Source organism: Acinetobacter sp. TGL-Y2 (assembly GCF_001612555.1).
GTDB lineage: Bacteria > Pseudomonadota > Gammaproteobacteria > Pseudomonadales > Moraxellaceae > Acinetobacter.
This window is the reverse complement of the sequence record NZ_CP015110.1, coordinates 1,808,330-1,825,570: the sequence shown is the minus strand read 5'-3', so window position 1 is coordinate 1,825,570 and position 17,241 is coordinate 1,808,330. Positions and strand designations below refer to the sequence as shown.

Below are 17,241 nucleotides of genomic sequence, written 5' to 3'. Positions count from 1 at the left end.
ATTCTTCCTTATTCAATATGTGATGGTTTAAGCATGTAAACCAGATTGTACAATTGCTGTGGCACGTAAATCACGATACCAGCGCTCAACAGGATGTTCTTTGGTAAAGCCATGACCACCTAATAATTGAACACCATCAGTACCAATTTTCATCGATTTTTCAGCACATAAAATACGTGCTAAGTATGCTTCACGATGGAAAGGTTTACCCGCTTCAGCCAGACTGGCCGCATTTAGAACCAGCATTCTCATTGCTTCTATTTCAATCGCCATGTCTGCGATAATGAAAGCAACACCTTGACGATGAGAGACAGGTTCGCCAAAAGCAACACGCTCATTAACATACTTAATGCAGTAAGTTTTAACGGCTTCACATGTGCCGACACTGATGGCACACCACATTAAATTACCAAGATCAAGGAATTGAGAATAATTAAAATCACCATCACCAAGACGTTCAGCAGCTGTGTTATTGAATTTTAATGTCACTGTTTCTGCAGCTTTTAAACCCATTGCTGGACTTTTCTTAAAGGTAATAGATGAATCACGTTTAACAATAAACACTTCAGTTGCGCCATTTAAGTCGGCCGAAACTAAAATAATATCCGCTGTTTCACCTAAAACTACCAATGTCTTTTCACCAAAGAGTGAATATTGACCTTGATTTGCTATGACTTTAGTTTGTAGTTTGAATGGATTAAACGCAGGCGTGGCTTCTTGTACAGCAAAAGTAGCTTTAATATCACTATCATCTGTAAATGCATGCAAGTATTTGCCTTGAACTTCTTTAGAACCCCATTGGGTAATAGCGTTAATAACACTAAAAGTGGAGAGTAAGCCTGCGCTCAGTGTAAAATCCCCTTTTGCTAAATGCTCAGCAATAAGCACGTTGCTGACGATATTTTTTTCAGCTGCCACACCACCAAACTCTTCTGGTAAAGCGTAATAGTTTAAACCTAAATCTGTGCTGTGTTTCCAGAGTTCAATTGGAAACTTTTCATGATGATCTGCATCATGAGCTAAAGGGTAAAGTACTTCAGAAGCAAATTGATGCATCGCATCTGCAGTCATTTGCTGCTCTTCAGTCAAATTTAAATCGAAAAGTGACTTTTGTTGGCTAGGTAAACGCTGTTTATCCTTGGTTTCATTAGATTTAAAAGCCTTTTGTGTTGAACTCATTGCTTTAAAACCAGCTTTAGAGCCTTGATAGAGTGATTTTTCTAAAATCTTACGTAATTTAAGCTGGTCTAATAAATCGCTTCCTGCAATTTTGGTCAGGAATGCCAAGCCTAAACCTTGCGCTTTATTTGCCATATTGGTCATGATGATGTCCCTGAATTTTGTCTGTGCTTTTTATTATCCTGACATGCAAGGTCTAAAAAGACTATGTCGTAAATGACATTGAAATTGACTATAATGTACAAATTAGATGAGTGGTATTTATTAGTATATATGTATGATATTAGAGTTTTTTATTTTTATTTTATTCAAGTTATCGAGAAAAAAATTGACCAAAATGACAGTTTAATAAGGCCAGTTTTGGTCAATTGAAGTGTGGTTGGTTTCAAAGATAAGGTTGAATCATTTTACGAACATTGGTTTTCGCTTCTATAACAGTCATAAAGGTGTAAGCACCAATAAATTTTCGGCTAATAAACATAAACTCTTTTGGAGGGACAGAGAAGTATCGAGACGCCATCGATTTAGATGCGCGCTGCATGACTCGGCTATGCAGTTGACTTTTCTTCCAATCATAGCGCTGTTGGTCATCCATGACATTTTGAGGTAAATCTTGATTATTACTGTGTGTACTGAAAGCTTCCGTTGTAAGCAAAAATACCTTGGCCATATCAGGTTTAATGCTTAAAGGCATATCATCAAAGAACTCATAGCCAGTCATGGCTTTAACCATAGCTTCAGCATCATGATCATAACCTGCTTTAATCAGATTACGCGCAACAGCCAGCAGCTGATCATCAAATTGACGGATTGCACCAAAATCAAGTAATACAATTTTATCTTGAATCTGCTCACCATCCCCTAAGCGCACCAAGTAATTTCCGAAATTCGGGTCAGTTTGCATTTCGCCCCATTCAAAAATTTCACGAACCGCAATTTCAAGTGACGCTTCACCTAATCGGTTGCGGCGTTCTTGGGGAAGGGAAAGCATCACGGGGCTATTGATCGGCACGCCACGCTCAAATGTCATGCACAGCACTTGGTCTGTACAATATTGATGAATGATGTGCGGAACGGCATAGCGTGGGTCGTCTTTTAAGCGTTCAGCAAAACGGCGGGTGGTATCTGCTTCAATCTTATAGTCGACTTCGCGGTGCATCATTTCACGAACTTCATCGAACCACTGATCGAACTCGCGGGTCTGCGGTACCATGCGCGTCAATTTGAGCATGTTTTTAAACAGGCTCATGTCCGAATCGATGGCGCTGGCAACCCCAGGGTATTGAATTTTAAGCACCAATTCTAAACCATCAGACTTGCGTGTAGCACGATGCACCTGTGCAAGAGATGCAGTACCTAAAGGTTCATGATCAATGGTTAAATCATCAAGTTTTGAACCCAGTTGACTCACCAGTTGCGTCTTTATCGCAGGCCAGTCGAGTGCAACAGTTTGATTGTTTAATGTATTTAAGGCTTGAGTAATTTCTTCAGGAAGAAAGTGTTCGCCATAAAGTGCCATCATTTGACCAATTTTTACAATTGATCCTTTGAGCTTACCTATTTCAGCAACCAAATATTCTGCCTGTTGCTTGGTGGCTTGCTTACGTTTTTTTTCTTTGTCTTCTTCATTGGAAAAGATAGAGGAGGCACTTGAGGCCGCCCAGCGTGTACCTGCTAAAAAAGAAGCCTTGGCAATTGATAGACGTCGATCCATAGATGAGGTTTTTAACTGTTTAAGCTTTTCATTCTGATCTGACATGAAGATAAAATCCTGTAAGCGAATCGAGCAAATAAATCATTGTAATCAATATTACATGCAAAGACCGTATTAAAATAGTTCAAGTATTTCAATATTTGGTGTAAATAAAGTCAATCAATCCGCTGCTAAAAATAGCCTAAGCAGAGAAATTTAATTTTTATCTCATCTGGTACTCAATTTGAAGATCTGACTTTGCAATTAACACACTTTTATTTCGATAAATATGTTGTTCAAGCAGCTGCTTTACGGATTTATCTTCAAACCCTAAAGAATAACCTTTGACAATAACGATACTTGGGAGCGTAAAGAAAAAGTATTTCACATCTTCAAGACTTGCTTCAGTGAAAACGTCATGTTCGATCAATAGCTTTTGAAAGAAATTTTTTTCAGCCTTGACTTTAGCAGAGATGGTGTCGTTCCAATAATTTTGACGCATGGCCATTAAGTCATTGTGCTTATAGCTCATAGTGAGGAAACTACAATAGGAGAAGTAGAGTGTATATATAGGGGAGTGATATCGCTAATTCAAGCATAATAAGGTACAGGTATTTATAATTTTTGTTTATAGGCTATTAGCTCTACAATTAAATCTTGAAAATATTAAAATTTAGGTACAAAAAAGCGAGAATAAACCTCGCTTTTTTAATCAATTGCTAGACAATAAAGTCTTAGATAGCAACGATATCAACAGCGTTAGGACCTTTAGGACCTTGAGTAACGCTGAATTCAACTTGTTGGCCTTCAGCTAAAGTTTTGAAACCTGAGCTTTTGATTTCGCTGAAATGAGCGAAAACATCTGGACCATTTTCTTGTTGAATAAAACCAAAACCTTTAGTTTCGTTGAACCACTTAACAGTACCTTTAACAGTATTAGACATAATATAAATCCTTTGGAAATCTGGTAATCAAGGTCACATAAATGACCCGTTTGTAACTTGGAAAAAATAATGAAACTTAAAATCTGAAACGAAACGTAGGATTATGAATAACACTGCGAAATAAAAGATTTAACGAAACAACACTAATTTTCTAGTTGGATATGATTATACAGGATAAAAATTAAAAGTTGAAACATATATATGAGAAATTTACAAAAATTGTGATGTATTTTTGTTAAGAGTAGGTGATTTCAGTGTTTTTGAATAAAATATTTGCTTAAAAAATTTAAAACACGTTTTAGAAATTCATAAAATTGCGTAAAACAAGGTATTATAACGCGCTTAAAGATACTGACCTTGGAGATACCTGACGTGGATCAACTGACCATTAGCCCTGAACACTTACAGGAAGCCGCTGACAATTTGACCACAATACGTGATTTTATCCGTTTTGGTGTGTCAGCATTACGTCAATATGATGCTCACTTAGGTCAAGGTACTGAAGATTTTTTTGCTGAAAGTTCAGCGTTGGTGTTACAAACGCTGGCTTTAGATTGGAGTGCAAACCCAGATATTCTAGAAGCAAAATTATTGCCAAGTGAAAAAGCAGAATTTATTGCTTTATTAGAGCGTCGTATTAATGAAAAAGTACCGACCTCTTATTTATTAAATCTTGCATATTTCTGTGACAAACCTTATTACGTCGATGAGCGTGTACTGATTCCACGTTCTCCAATAGCAGAATTGATTCAAAACCGTTTTGCACCATATTGCTTAGATGAAAATCATCAGCCACGAGAAGCAGCAAACAATCTTCCTCTAAGTAGCAATCCAAAAATGCCACGTCGTATTTTAGATATGTGTACAGGTTCGGGTTGTATCGCGATTGCATTGGCATATGCATTTCCAGAAGCTGAAGTCGATGCAACTGATATTTCAAAAGAAGCGCTTGAAGTGGCTTCAATCAATGCAGAACATCATAATAAACAATTTGAAGTAGCACTACTTGAGTCTGACTTATTCACTAAAATTCCTGCTGAAAATCAATATGATCTAATCGTGTCTAATCCTCCTTATGTAGATGCTGAGGATATGGCAGACTTGCCAGCGGAATTTTTGCATGAACCAGAGCTTGCACTGGCGGCAGGTCAAGACGGTTTGGATCTAGTACGTAAGATGCTTGCTCAAGCAGCGGATTATTTGACTGAAGATGGTTTAATTGTCATTGAAGTGGGTAATTCTGAATGGGCAATGAAGCAAAATTTCAATACGGTTGATTTCCACTGGTTAACTTTCCAAAAAGGTGGTTCAGGTATTTTTGCGTTAACAGCAGCGCAGTGCCGTCAATACCGTGATTTATTTATTCAATCTGTTCAAGCATAAGGAGTCGTGAACGTGGCTGGTAATAGTATTGGACAACTTTTCCGTGTAACGACTTGTGGTGAATCTCATGGTGTTGGGCTCATGGCGATTGTCGATGGTGTACCGCCCGGAATCGAACTGTGTGAAGCAGACTTACAACATGATTTAGATCGTCGCAAACCCGGTACCTCTAAGTTTGCAACCCAACGTAAAGAACCCGATCAAGTTGAGATCATCTCTGGTGTGTTTGAAGGTAAAACGACTGGCACATCCATTGGGCTATTAATTCGTAACACCGACCAAAAATCGAAAGACTATGGCAATATTGCACAAAGCTTCCGTCCAGGACACGCAGACTATACCTATACTCATAAGTATGGTTTTCGTGACTACCGTGGTGGTGGGCGCTCAAGTGCTCGCGAAACTGCGATGCGTGTTGCAGCGGGTGCAATTGCTAAAAAATACTTAACTGAAAAGTTCGGTATTGTGATTCGTGGTCATGTGACGCAAATTGGTACAGAAAAAGCAAAATTTTTAGATTGGAATGAAGTCCCGAACAATCCATTCTTTTGTGGTGATGTGAGTGCTGTCCCGCGTTTTGAAGCTTTAGTGACCTCACTACGTGAGCAAGGCACAAGCTGTGGTGCTAAACTTGAGATTGTGGCTGAAAATGTACCTGTTGGTTGGGGTGAGCCAGTCTTTGATCGCCTTGATGCGGACATCGCCCATGCCATGATGTCAATCAATGCTGTAAAAGGCGTTGAAATTGGTGATGGTTTTGCAGTGGCTGAGCAGTTTGGTCATGAATCGCGTGATGAATTAACGACTGACGGGTTTCTTGCCAATCATGCAGGCGGAATCTTAGGGGGTATTTCATCTGGTCAAGACATTCGGGTTGCGATTGCGCTCAAACCAACAGCATCGATTACCACTCCAGGTAAAACAATTAATTTGGATCGTCAAGATACCGATGTACTGACCAAAGGTCGTCATGATCCATGTGTGGGCGTACGAGCAACACCGATTGCAGAAGCAATGCTTGCGATCGTGCTGATGGATCATTTTATGCGTAACCGTGCGCAAAATGCAGATGTGGTTGCACCCTTTGCACCGATCTAAAGCTGCATATTTTTTAAATCTAAGAATAAAAAAACCAGACGATTTGTCTGGTTTTTTTTGCTTTAAATCATTATTTGGCAGGCTGTGCTGCATAACCTTTTAAGAAGGTTAAATACGCTGAAGATTTTTGACCATCTTCTTTTAGAATTGGGCGCTGAATGTCACCTTGATCTGTCACCAATTTCAAATCGATCGTTTTTGCATCTCTAAATGAGTTGAGGAAGCTGACAGGAACACGAATTGAATTGCTTGAAGTAACAACAGACTCAGATTTAGTGTGTGTCGTTGGTTCAATGGTTGAGTAAATATAAGGTTGTCCGTCTACAACAAACACCAATTGTTTAATCTCATAAACAGCAGTGTGGTTGATTTCAGCTGAAATTTTAAAACCATCACGTGTTTCCTCATTCCAACGAACAGCTAACTCAGGGCATATTTCATTGCTTGCACAAATAAGTGGGCCTTTCGTTACGACACGTTCTGGGTAACTACCTGCGCAAGCAGTTAGCAAAGTTAAAGTTGAAATCAAGAACAATTGAGTCTTCATATTTATACCTAATGAGATGTTTATTATAGCTGTGTTGCGAATATGTTAAATTAAACCATATTTGTCAAAAAATGAAACTTAAGCTGAAATATCTCACGTAGCAAATTTGTATCAATGAACTTAAAACAAACAAGCGCTTAACTCGAAGTGTTTTAGCGCTGAAGACCTGTAAAAATTATGGATTTGATGTTTGTCTATAACCACTGTTGAAGGTTTTATAGGCAAAAGAGACTTTATCTTCTTTTAAAATAGAATGTGAAATATCACCTTTCTCGGTCACAATCGAAATATCAATGGCTTTAGCACTATTGAAATTATTGAGGAAGCTTGCAGGTACGTCTATATAGTTTGAAGAATTGACCATTTGAGAGTTGAGTACAGGTCTTTGAGTCGTTGCACCCGTTACATTGAATTCATGAGGTTGTCCATCAAGGCGGAAAACGATACGTTGAATATCAAATTTTTCATTGTCATAAAAGTCTGCGCGGACTTTGTATAAATTGTTAGGCTGAAGTTTCCATTCAAAGGTAATTTCAGGACAGGGTTTAGATGCTTCACAGATCACCTGACCTTTGGTCTCAACGCGACTGATTTGATCCGTAGGTTTAAAATCAATCACATTCGATTGATAAGGTTTAGTTGAATCTGGTTTTGTCGAAACAACGATACAGCCTGAAAGAGCAATTGCTGTGACAAGAGATACAAGGACTAATTTCATTATTATCAACCATTTTACTTTAGTTTTTGTTAAGAATTAATTTAGCATAAATTACACATTAATGTGAACTAGTTATCATTATTTTAATTTTTAATTGTTGTGTTTAAGATTCAAATTATTGATATTGTTTTTTATTTATAAATATTAGATTTTTGTATTACTGTCTATCTTTGATAAGTTTCTGTGAAGTATATAGGTTGTAAGAACGCTCAAAATCAAGGATATTTTTATTCATAAATGAAGCATTTCATAGCAAAGAAAATCAAATGAGGCATTACTAATCAAATAGTCATATTTTACGTTTGATCAGGTGTTAAAACCTGATATAACTAGAAATAAAGGGTATGTATAAAGGGTAAGTTCAATGAAAACTACAGTGAAGTATGTTGTTTTGAAGAGTAAGGACTATCAGCTTGGAACAGCATTGTTTGAAGAGAGTTTAGAGGCGAGTAGCCAATACTTTGATGAGATTCCTTCAGTCATTCGTTTTCAGAATCATGATTTTAAGGTGAAGTCTAAAGAATTGACCAGAAAACAAATATTTGATGACTTTGAAGAGTCCCAAACCATTTTAGTAAAAGTCATTGCGCTGAGTGAGACGGTTTAAAGTGAATACAATGAATTGGTATTAAATCGATTCAGTAAAAAGGCAGAACTTGGTTCTGCCTTTTTTATATTTTATTCTTTGACAATAAGTACTGGGACGTGGCTTGAACCGAGTACTTCTTGTGCCACACTTCCAAGCACCAATTTTTTCAAACCTGTACGCCCATGTGAACCCATGATAATTAAATCTGCATGAATTTCCTCAGCAACATTTAAGATGCCAGTAGCTGGTGGAACACTGCGAATGATGCAGGTATGAATTTCGATACCGTGATTAAGAAAAGTTTGCTTAATATCGGTCAAACGACCTTGCGCATTTTGTTCAGCTTCTAAAACATATTGCGTTATGGCAGGTGCAACTTTATAAAAATCGACGCTGCGCAATGGATCTACAGAGAGTACGCACATCACTGTAATTTGACTTCCAAACGCTCGAGCAAATTTTTCAGCATGCTCGACGGCGGCATATGAAATAGGGGAATCATCGACAGGTACTAAAATATGTTGATACGACATGTTGAATCTCCTTATTTTAAATCCTATATCTCATAGTTAACATATTGCTGTGTTGTGCGCAATTCATATACAAACTCGTGTGATTTCTTCAAGTTTTTATTGAAGAGCTTAAATTGAACTATTAAAAAAGAAGTCGGATGCATTTTTATTTAAAAGATTTTTTATATCAAGGTTGCTTCTTATATTTAAGGTACTTCAGGGAGATGAAATCATGAGTAAAATAACGTCACGATACCAATAAAGTCGCTAAAATCTAGCTATTCAGAAAATGAGGCGGTTTAACTTGAACAATGAACTGATTGAGTTATTTTGTGTTAATAGGGGTCTTTCACCACTCATTTTTTCTCATTTCCGTATTTCTAAATTCTAGTGCTTCCATTGAATTTCAAACACAGTCTTTGGCCTCTATTATAGATTTTCGAATATGGACTTTTAGGGCAGAAGTTAATTTACAATTTCTGTTGGCTTTGAACTGCAACACGCTATTGGCATATAGATCAAAAATCTCTTAAAAAAGTTTATTTTTAAGGATAAACGCTCCAAAAAGAATCTGCTTTAAATCACGTTTGAATAATTTAAATGATGTGCCAACCCACAGAAAAATGATAGCAAAAAAATTCTCTAGTCAGTTTTGACCTTTTAAAACGTACTTAGATTGATCTCGTTTTATATGGATTTTTTTATCGTCTAATTTTAGACATAATAATATGTGAAGAATATTATATTATTGATTAGAAATAATTAACAATAAGAGCTATTAGGTTGGTTCTTCAAAGGTTAAAATCGATATAATATTAAAATATTGTGATAAAAGTCACTAAAATATATTGAAATGATATAGGTGTTACAATATGCTTTGAGGGTGGATTTTGATTTGGAACATGATGAATGAGCTTAATATTATGGGATGGTGAAAATAATTTCCCTGAAAAAATCGAAACCTTTAGAAATTTTTTAAATAAATATTTAGTTTCAGTGAGCAGTGTAAATATGCTGAGTAGGATCTCATTTGATTATGATATTGAAAATGATGAATTTTTGAATAATGATGTTCAGGCATATTACCGCTTATGGTCAGTGGCCTAATGTTGACTTTAATGAACCCACCTTCGGGTGGTTTTTTTATTTTTATCTATTTAGATTTAGACATTGTTTGATCTATTTAAGTTAAAAACCACCTTCATGTAGTTATCTTTGAGGTAGCTTGATGAAGATGGTTCTTTTAGTGATTAATCTTTATTTAGCTTTAGTGTCTTTCTTATCATTTTGATCCGGCTGTTCTTTTGCAGGTGTTTTTTCATCTTGAACAGGTTTTTTGTTAGGATCGGTGTTCGTGCTGTTGTTGCCTGTGGCATTAGTTGAAAATTGATTGAAAGAAGCTTTTTTAGCAGTATTGGTTTGAACTAGCATAATGTTCTCAATTTTTTGTTGCCGAAAATTCGACTTAGTCAGCTTGACAGAATGAGATATTTACATTGAGCGTGATTAGAGAGGCAAGTGTAGAGATATGTAGGAATCATAATTTTATATCTTATTCATATTTCAAAGCTTCAGAGATGCACGTGTAGATGATTGATGATGCTATCTAATTTAATAGGCGCTAAAATTGAGTGATACTGTTTAGATACATTCGAAATCAAAAGAGAGAAGTTACTCGAATAATAATGCTCAGTTTTGCGATGAAAGTACGCTTAATAGACTTTTTTCATAAATCATTTTTTACTCAGCTCAAAGTTATAAATTCCAGCAATTAAATTGAATCTCAAGCCCAATCTTTTGCCTCGGTTTCGATAACGTTCCGAAAGAATCTTAAACTTTTTTAAACTGCCGAATACAGGCTCAATTCCGATTCTTCTTTTATTGATTTCACGATTATAACGTTTGAGTTCAGGATCCAGTTTACAGCGTCTTTTGGCTTTGAATGACAACAGGCTATTAGAATACACAATATAAATCCCTTGATAGCCTTTATCTGCAAGGATGAAAGCCCCTAAAGGTATCTGCTTTAAATTTCGTTTGAATAGCTCGAAATCATGTACTGTACTGCGACTGCTACACAAACTCAGAATTTGCTGAGTTCTATAGTGAATTATGGCCTGTACTTTAAAGGTGTGCGTCTTTTTCTTACCGCTATAGCTTTTCTTTTGTTTTTTTGGGTCTTTGTATTGGAATTTCTGTGGCATCTACGATCACAACATTCCAGTCAATGCCTCCGCCTTCGGGTAAAGCTTTGGGTAAATTAAACAATTTAGACTGAATCAGGCATTCTTCAACATGACGTACAATTCTTGAAGCTGTCGGCTCTGAAACCCCATAACTCGTCGCAACGTGAAATAAAGTTTGGTATTCCCGCCAATAACTCAGACAGAGCAGAACCTGATCTTCCAAGCTTAACTTGGGTGGTCTGCCCTTGGCAGGGATATTCATATTCAATTGCTCAACCATTGAATAGAAGGTTGACCATGAGATGCCTGTATATCGCTTGAACTGAGAATCAGAAAGCTTTTTTGAATCGATGTATTTCATCCATAGATTATGCACCAATGCCAAGAAATCCGGAGTGCAAATATTGACCAAAAGAATGGTCACTTTTTGATTTATGAAAGAGATCTAATATTTCTGTGATTGATCAAAAACGAGAATGGGTTAGACAGCATCAACATGATTTAGAAACTTTAAGTATTGAAAAAATTCAAGAAAAGTACAATATCGGAAGGTATGTAGTTCAAGGTTATCGAAAACTTTTAATTGAATTGCAACAAAATGAAAACGGATAACATTTGAGCAAAACGACTCATTCTGTTAATATTTTTTGATTAATAATAAGGCTATAATAACAATGCTCAATAATATTTTTGCCATTTTAGATAAGCTAGGTTTTGGCACCCAAAAACGTGCCATCAGTATTCAATTTTCAAATTCAGAACTTAACACTCAAATCATGCTACAACGCATAGATGGCTATCATGCTATCAATGATGGCTTATCTGCTGAACTCATTTGTCTATCGACCAACCCATACATAGAATTAAAACAATTTATTGGTTGTCAGGTGGCAGTAGATCAAGTTACAGACACAGGCAAACTCTTTAGAACCACGGGTATTATTACAGGTGCTTCACAAGGTCAGAGTGATGGCGCATTTAGTTTGTATCGTTTGACACTACAAGATGCAACTGCACTTTGGCATAAAAGGCGTAACAGCCGAGTGTTTATGAATAAGAGTGTTGTGGAGATTATCGAAGTTATCTTCAATGAATGGCAGTCTAAATCCTCTTTATTCGCATCGAGTCTAAAATTAGACACCAGCGGTCTAAAGAAGACCTATGATATACGCCCTTTTTCAATGCAAGCAAATGAATCCGATTATGCATACCTAACAAGAATAATACGAGAAGAATCAATCAATTGGCTTATAGATGAATCCAATTACATGGTTTCCAGCAGCAGCCAAAGTATTGAACCACAAAAATTACGCTTAGTCGATGACAATGCACAATTTAAAGCCATTGACCGTAGAACCATACGCTATCATAGATCGAATGCCACAGAGCAATATGACAGTATTACCAGTTTTATTGCACAACGCAGTCTACAACCGACAGCGATTCACGTACAACGTTGGCAAGCCGATAGCTTAAGCCAAGAGGATGCCAGTGGATCAGTACTCAGTTCCCATCAGCACAGCGCAAATAGAGATAACGAAAGCTTAAGTCTAGAGCAAGCATGGAGTATCTCTCCAGCATGGATCAGAGATTTAAAAGGTACAGATCAAGCCACTGCATCAAGTAACAGCCAACTCGATAAACTGAATAAACAACTGAATCAATACCAAGCTCTACAAGCCAAATACTTCACTGCACACAGTAGTGTTCGAGATACCCAAGTCGGTTACTGGTTTCAATTATCAGATCATCCAGAACTGGATAAAAACCACAGCGGAAGTGATAAAGAATTCCTGATACTGAAGAAGCATTTTTATAATCAAAACAATTTTCCCAAAGACATCCTTGATCAAATTGAAAAACTACTGAGTTTAAGCCATTGGCAAATCAGTAAAGACAGCGAACAAGAAAGACAAGCCAATGAGCTCATATTGGTTCGTCGCAGCATTGAGGTTGTTCCAGAATATGATCCCCTAATCCATCGTCCGACAGCACATGTACAACGTGCCAAAGTCACCACAGATGGTGAAGAAATCCACGTTGATGAATGGGGCCGAATTAAAGTTCGATTCCTATTCACACGAACAGATGACCATGCCCATGATGGTGGTGCAGGTGCAAATGACACAGATACAGATTCTGCTTGGGTAGATGTACTGACCCCTTGGGCAGGTGAAGGATATGGTGCACGTTTCCTTCCCCGTAAAGATGAAATCGTAGTGATTGATTTCTTTGATGGCAATATAGACCGCCCCTTCGTGACAGGTCGTATTCATGAGGCACAGCGTAATCCAACCAAGTTCGATATAAAAGGGAAACTCCCTTTCACGAAAAAGCTCAGTGGAATTAGATCCAAAGAAGTATCTGGAGATGGATTTAACCAATTACGTTTTGATGATACTACAGGTCAAATTAGCTCACAGCTTCACAGTAGCCATAGTTCATCACAATTGAATCTAGGTAATTTAAGTCATCCTAAAGAATCTGATGAGAGCGAAGGACGTGGAGACGGTTTTGAGTTAAGGACAGATGGATGGGGTGGCATACGTGCACCTAAAGGGATCCTTATCACCACAGAAGGCGATGGTGAGGCAGAGAGCCATCAAATGGTTAGATCAAGCTTAGAATCATCATTAATTGCGGCACAAAGTAATAATGAAAATATTCAAGAATTAGCAAAGGCACATAAGGCTCAAGAACCTGATTTAGAAATACAGAAAAAAATAAATCAAGATATCCCTAAATGGGATGGCAGTGATGAAACCCCTTTCATTGCTCTACATTCAAGTGATCATTTTATTGTGAATAGCTCTAAAGGAACACTGATCCAATCTGCTGACCATATTGAGTTATCAACTAATCGTAATGTACAAACCTTTGCTGGGAATAATGTACTAACAAATGCTTTAGGTAGTATTAGTTTATTTGCTCAACAAAAAGATATTGATTTAAAGGCAGGCCATGGAAATGTAAACATTCAATCTCAAAGTGCTGAAATGACTTTATCTTCTCAAAATCTGATGCATGTTTATGCATTGAATGATTTCGTGAAAATTGAAAGTGGGAAAGGAATTCTTATTGCTTCAGGTGGCGGTTACATCAAAATTGAGGGCGGTAATATAGATATCGTTTGCTCCGGAAAAATTAATCTAAAGGCTGGTCAAATTTGTACAATGCCAGGTAGTAGTCTTAGCAGTGATTTAGCTCAGATGCCAAAGGCTCAAGCATCTTACGATGAACAGTTTATTGTCAGAAATAGAGCTGGAATTATACAACCAAATGTAAAATATAAGATTGTGACCGAAGATGGAAAAACTATTTCTGGAATAACTGATGCAGAAGGTAAAACAGAAAAAATATCCTCTCTTTCTATGGTTAAAGCAGAACTTACAATATTAGGAAGAAAAGATGATTAGAAAATTATTCGCAGTTTTATTAGTAAGTTCTACACTAGGTATTTCAGGGTGTGGTTATGCGGCAAATAACAAAGAAATAGAAGCAGGAAAAACAATGATCGACTTAAACAATATGCAAAATTGGTGTGTTGGGCGTTATACCTTTAAATTACCCAAAGATGCCAAAATGATTGATGAAATCATTAATTACGATTCATTCAAGATAGAAAGTAAAGCCAAAGCCACGAGAGCTGATTTTGATAATGCTGTAGCGTCAGGTATTGGAAATTATAGTGATGGTTTTAAGCTTCTGTTGGAAGATATGCCAGTAAAACAAATAAATAATAAGGTCGTAAAAATTTTTTGGGGAAAATTAAGTAAAAATAGACCAACTTTAGGTACAACTCAAGTTTTTGCGTACGTATTAGATCGTGGAACATTATTTCTTATTAATGGGTCGTATTCAGAAAAATTTAAACAAGAAAGTAGAGATGGGGTGCAATCTTTAGTTGATAATATATATGCAAGAAATAATAGTAAAATACCAACAGAGCAAGGCATCTGTTTTAAAAACGGATTTATTAAAGATGATGGAAAAGACTATAAATTTACAAAACAAAAAATTGGATTTAATTTTGCAACTGCGCCTTCGGTGATTATTACTGCTGAAACAGAAGCAATGCATACACCCGAAGATGATTTGATTACTCGAACAGAAAAAAATCTAAAACAGAGTCCAAATTATTCAAGAATCAAAAATCAGACTAAAGATATAAGAAAAGGCACTAAAACGATAAATCAAACAGCTCCAATCAATGGGCTTGAGTTAGTGACACAAGTACCAATGGAAGGTGGGACTGGCATCATCGCTACCTGGGAACATGCAGGTACTGTGAAATCAGCGCTAGACCCGTTGGTTTCAATTACGGTTGACACAGCAAGTACAGCAAATTATGTCAAAACATCGAGTATTCCAAACCACAATACTCTTCAGATATACGAAGCTATCTTAAATTCATTAAAAAAATTCTAGGATCATAAAAATGGGCTTTGAACACAATCCATATAATACAGAAGATAACTCTAAGTTTGTTTCACAGACAACACCGACTAAGACAGAAACACTATGTAAAGTCACTGTTCCTGCTGATTATGTCATCCCTATTATTTTTATTCCTGGAATCATGGGGTCAAATATCAAAAATAAAAGGAATGGTCAACATGTTTGGTATCCACCTAATGGTACATTTGGTGATTCAGGTGGAATAGCTGCTGCTGATGCTGGTGAGCAACGTGATGCTAGAACTAGACAAATAGAATTAAATCCTGAAACGACCATCGTTGGGCAGGATGGTTTCATTGATGAGGACGATATAGAAGATATTAAGGATTTTAATAGAGCTAAAGCGATTAGTAGAGGATGGGGCTCAGTTTGGTGGCAAGGATATTCTAAAATTCTTATTTATATGGAAAAATATTTAAATGATGAATTAATAAAAGGTACGCCTAGCGCAAAAGAATTAAAAGATCCTGATTTTTTTTCTGGCACTAAAGAATGGAAAAAAATGGTCGCAACTAAATCTAAAGCATGGTTTGGCAAAAGTGATAAAAGTAAGCTCGAAGATATCATGGGCGATTGGGGACCACTAAAAAAGGATATTGAACTTTTAAGTAAGGAGTTGCATGGCAAATTAGCAAATTATAGTTTTCCTATTTTTGCTATAGGCTATAACTGGTTACAGTCAAATGATGATTCAGCTAAATATGTCGCTGCAATGATGAATACTCTAGTTAAACCGCAAATCAAAAAAGAATTTCCGAATCAAGAGTTTAAAAAATTTATTATAGTCACTCACTCCATGGGAGGCTTAGTGACAAGGTCATTGATACTGGAGGATTCAGTTAAAAATGATATTTTAGGTGTGATACATGGTGTAATGCCAGCCAGTGGTGCACCAACAGTCTATCAACGTATTTGTCGAGGTTGGGAAGGTGGTGAAGTTGTTGATGGATGGTTAGCAAAAATGAAGGCAAATAAGGGGGCTCAGGTTTTTGGCGCAACATCTGAACGACTTATGCCTGTTTTAGCTAACTCCCCTGGTGCTTTGCAATTGCTACCTTTTGCGAATTTTTTACAAAATGCGGATAATCAAGGCGGCCAGTCTAAAGCATGGCTCACTTTAAGTGCTAGAAATCGTAATGGTCAAGTGGTCACTGCTCGTTTGCCTAAAGAAGACCCTTATGGGGAAATCTATACACGGACCGATAGTTGGTGGAGTATGATTAATGAAGGATTCATAGATCCTGCAGGCATTTTAAATGCGAAAATGGAAGCCGATGGAAAAACCAGTATTATAGATTTTTATATGGATAATATTATTTTAGTTGAAAATTTCCATACCAAAATAGCAGACAGCTACCATCCAAATACTTATGCCCACTATGGACGAGATGAAAAACATTTGGCTTATAATGAAATTCTATGGAGTACTGAGCAAAATTTACCAATAGATACAGCGGATGATTTGATTGAATACCGTGGTTATGCAAAGCATGGAGCAAAAAAAGAAGAAGTGGTAGAAGAGCAAATTGATACTTCGCCACCTCCAAATGATGAAGAAATTGCAGGAACGATCACACTAGAACCGATCGTAATTACTGCAAAGAGACACGATGGCTTTGAGCATTTATTTGATCAAGATAGTTTTAGAACAATTGAAGATACTGAAGGCAATGTCGTTACTTTTAACATCAGAATAATGCCTACTTCTGCAGGTGACGGAACTGTTTGTGGTGAATCCGGCGCTGATGTTGAAAAAAGAAATTTGAAACAAGTTTTTGTCATGCAAGGTTTAGATCATGCTGCGAGTTATGATGACAAAAATGTACATAGAAGCACAATTTACTCTATTGCAAAAATAGTAGAAAACCTTTGTTAAATTTTATGATGAATATGAAAATATAGCTCAACATATATTGGGCTATATTTTTATTTCC

17 protein-coding genes are annotated in these 17,241 nt (G+C 36.7%); 7 read left to right on the top strand and 10 right to left on the bottom strand.

From position 1 onward, the window contains the following. Positions 1-27: 27 nt before the first annotated feature. The 4 genes from AMD27_RS08695 to AMD27_RS08680 all read right to left on the bottom strand — a co-directional run bounded on the left by AMD27_RS08695 (position 28) and on the right by AMD27_RS08680 (position 3,816). Positions 28-1,323: an acyl-CoA dehydrogenase family protein gene (locus AMD27_RS08695; protein WP_067659085.1), complete on the bottom strand. Its 1,296-nt coding sequence runs from the start codon at positions 1,321-1,323 to the stop codon at positions 28-30. Positions 1,324-1,564: 241 nt separating this feature from the next. Further along, entirely contained in the window at positions 1,565-2,938 is a 1,374-nt protein-coding gene (locus tag AMD27_RS08690; RefSeq protein WP_067659082.1) for an ABC1 kinase family protein, read from the bottom strand. Between the two features lie 157 nt (positions 2,939-3,095). Beyond that, entirely contained in the window at positions 3,096-3,404 is a 309-nt protein-coding gene (locus tag AMD27_RS08685; RefSeq protein WP_067659079.1) for a hypothetical protein, read from the bottom strand. A 202-nt stretch (positions 3,405-3,606) separates the two neighbouring features. Further along, positions 3,607-3,816 carry a cold-shock protein gene (locus AMD27_RS08680; protein ID WP_067659077.1) on the bottom strand — a complete coding sequence of 70 codons (210 nt, stop codon included), beginning with the start codon at positions 3,814-3,816 and terminating at the stop codon, positions 3,607-3,609. Between the two features lie 372 nt (positions 3,817-4,188). Here AMD27_RS08680 and prmB point away from each other — a divergent pair, with 372 nt between their 5' ends. Both prmB and aroC read left to right on the top strand, forming a co-directional pair. Then, on the top strand, positions 4,189-5,199 hold the full coding sequence (gene prmB, locus AMD27_RS08675) for a 50S ribosomal protein L3 N(5)-glutamine methyltransferase (protein ID WP_067659075.1): 1,011 nt from the start codon (positions 4,189-4,191) through the stop codon (positions 5,197-5,199). A 12-nt stretch (positions 5,200-5,211) separates the two neighbouring features. Further along, positions 5,212-6,297, top strand: coding sequence for a chorismate synthase (gene aroC, locus AMD27_RS08670; RefSeq protein WP_067659072.1), 1,086 nt, complete (start codon positions 5,212-5,214; stop codon positions 6,295-6,297). A 70-nt stretch (positions 6,298-6,367) separates the two neighbouring features. Here aroC and AMD27_RS08665 read toward each other — a convergent pair whose 3' ends face one another. Both AMD27_RS08665 and AMD27_RS08660 read right to left on the bottom strand, forming a co-directional pair. Next, positions 6,368-6,844: a hypothetical protein gene (locus AMD27_RS08665; RefSeq protein WP_067659069.1), complete on the bottom strand. Its 477-nt coding sequence runs from the start codon at positions 6,842-6,844 to the stop codon at positions 6,368-6,370. Positions 6,845-7,019: 175 nt separating this feature from the next. Then, a complete protein-coding gene (locus AMD27_RS08660) occupies positions 7,020-7,562 on the bottom strand; it encodes a hypothetical protein (RefSeq protein ID WP_067659066.1) in 543 nt (180 codons plus the stop codon). A 364-nt stretch (positions 7,563-7,926) separates the two neighbouring features. Between AMD27_RS08660 and AMD27_RS08655 the strand changes: the two genes are divergently transcribed. Further along, positions 7,927-8,169, top strand: coding sequence for a hypothetical protein (locus AMD27_RS08655; protein ID WP_067659063.1), 243 nt, complete (start codon positions 7,927-7,929; stop codon positions 8,167-8,169). Between the two features lie 71 nt (positions 8,170-8,240). Here the strand turns inward: AMD27_RS08655 and AMD27_RS08650 are convergent, their stop codons facing one another. Next, positions 8,241-8,684: a universal stress protein gene (locus AMD27_RS08650; RefSeq protein ID WP_067659061.1), complete on the bottom strand. Its 444-nt coding sequence runs from the start codon at positions 8,682-8,684 to the stop codon at positions 8,241-8,243. A gap of 888 nt (positions 8,685-9,572) precedes the next feature. Here AMD27_RS08650 and AMD27_RS08645 point away from each other — a divergent pair. Beyond that, the gene (locus tag AMD27_RS08645; protein ID WP_067659055.1) at positions 9,573-9,770 is read left to right on the top strand and encodes a hypothetical protein; all 198 of its coding nucleotides are present in this window, start codon (positions 9,573-9,575) and stop codon (positions 9,768-9,770) included. Between the two features lie 150 nt (positions 9,771-9,920). Here the strand turns inward: AMD27_RS08645 and AMD27_RS18730 are convergent, their stop codons facing one another. From AMD27_RS18730 to AMD27_RS08635, 3 genes are all read right to left on the bottom strand, one after another. Next, the gene (locus AMD27_RS18730; protein WP_171254792.1) at positions 9,921-10,094 is read right to left on the bottom strand and encodes a hypothetical protein; all 174 of its coding nucleotides are present in this window, start codon (positions 10,092-10,094) and stop codon (positions 9,921-9,923) included. A gap of 302 nt (positions 10,095-10,396) precedes the next feature. Further along, on the bottom strand, positions 10,397-10,867 hold the full coding sequence (locus AMD27_RS08640; RefSeq protein ID WP_067659053.1) for a transposase family protein: 471 nt from the start codon (positions 10,865-10,867) through the stop codon (positions 10,397-10,399). Next, on the bottom strand, positions 10,815-11,210 hold the full coding sequence (locus tag AMD27_RS08635; RefSeq protein WP_067659051.1) for a transposase family protein: 396 nt from the start codon (positions 11,208-11,210) through the stop codon (positions 10,815-10,817). The genes AMD27_RS08640 and AMD27_RS08635 overlap by 53 nt, the downstream gene beginning before the upstream one ends. A gap of 313 nt (positions 11,211-11,523) precedes the next feature. Here AMD27_RS08635 and AMD27_RS08630 point away from each other — a divergent pair, with 313 nt between their 5' ends. From AMD27_RS08630 to AMD27_RS08620, 3 genes are read left to right on the top strand one after another with little or no spacing between them, the layout of a single operon-like run. Next, complete coding sequence (locus tag AMD27_RS08630; RefSeq protein WP_067659046.1) at positions 11,524-14,265, top strand: type VI secretion system Vgr family protein; 2,742 nt, start codon at positions 11,524-11,526, stop codon at positions 14,263-14,265. After that, the gene (locus AMD27_RS08625) at positions 14,258-15,277 is read left to right on the top strand and encodes a T6SS immunity protein Tli4 family protein (RefSeq protein ID WP_171254791.1); all 1,020 of its coding nucleotides are present in this window, start codon (positions 14,258-14,260) and stop codon (positions 15,275-15,277) included. Before AMD27_RS08630 ends, AMD27_RS08625 begins: the two co-directional genes overlap by 8 nt. Before the next feature lie 10 nt (positions 15,278-15,287). Next, a complete protein-coding gene (locus tag AMD27_RS08620; RefSeq protein WP_067659043.1) occupies positions 15,288-17,183 on the top strand; it encodes a lipase family alpha/beta hydrolase in 1,896 nt (631 codons plus the stop codon). Positions 17,184-17,241 lie beyond the last annotated feature (58 nt).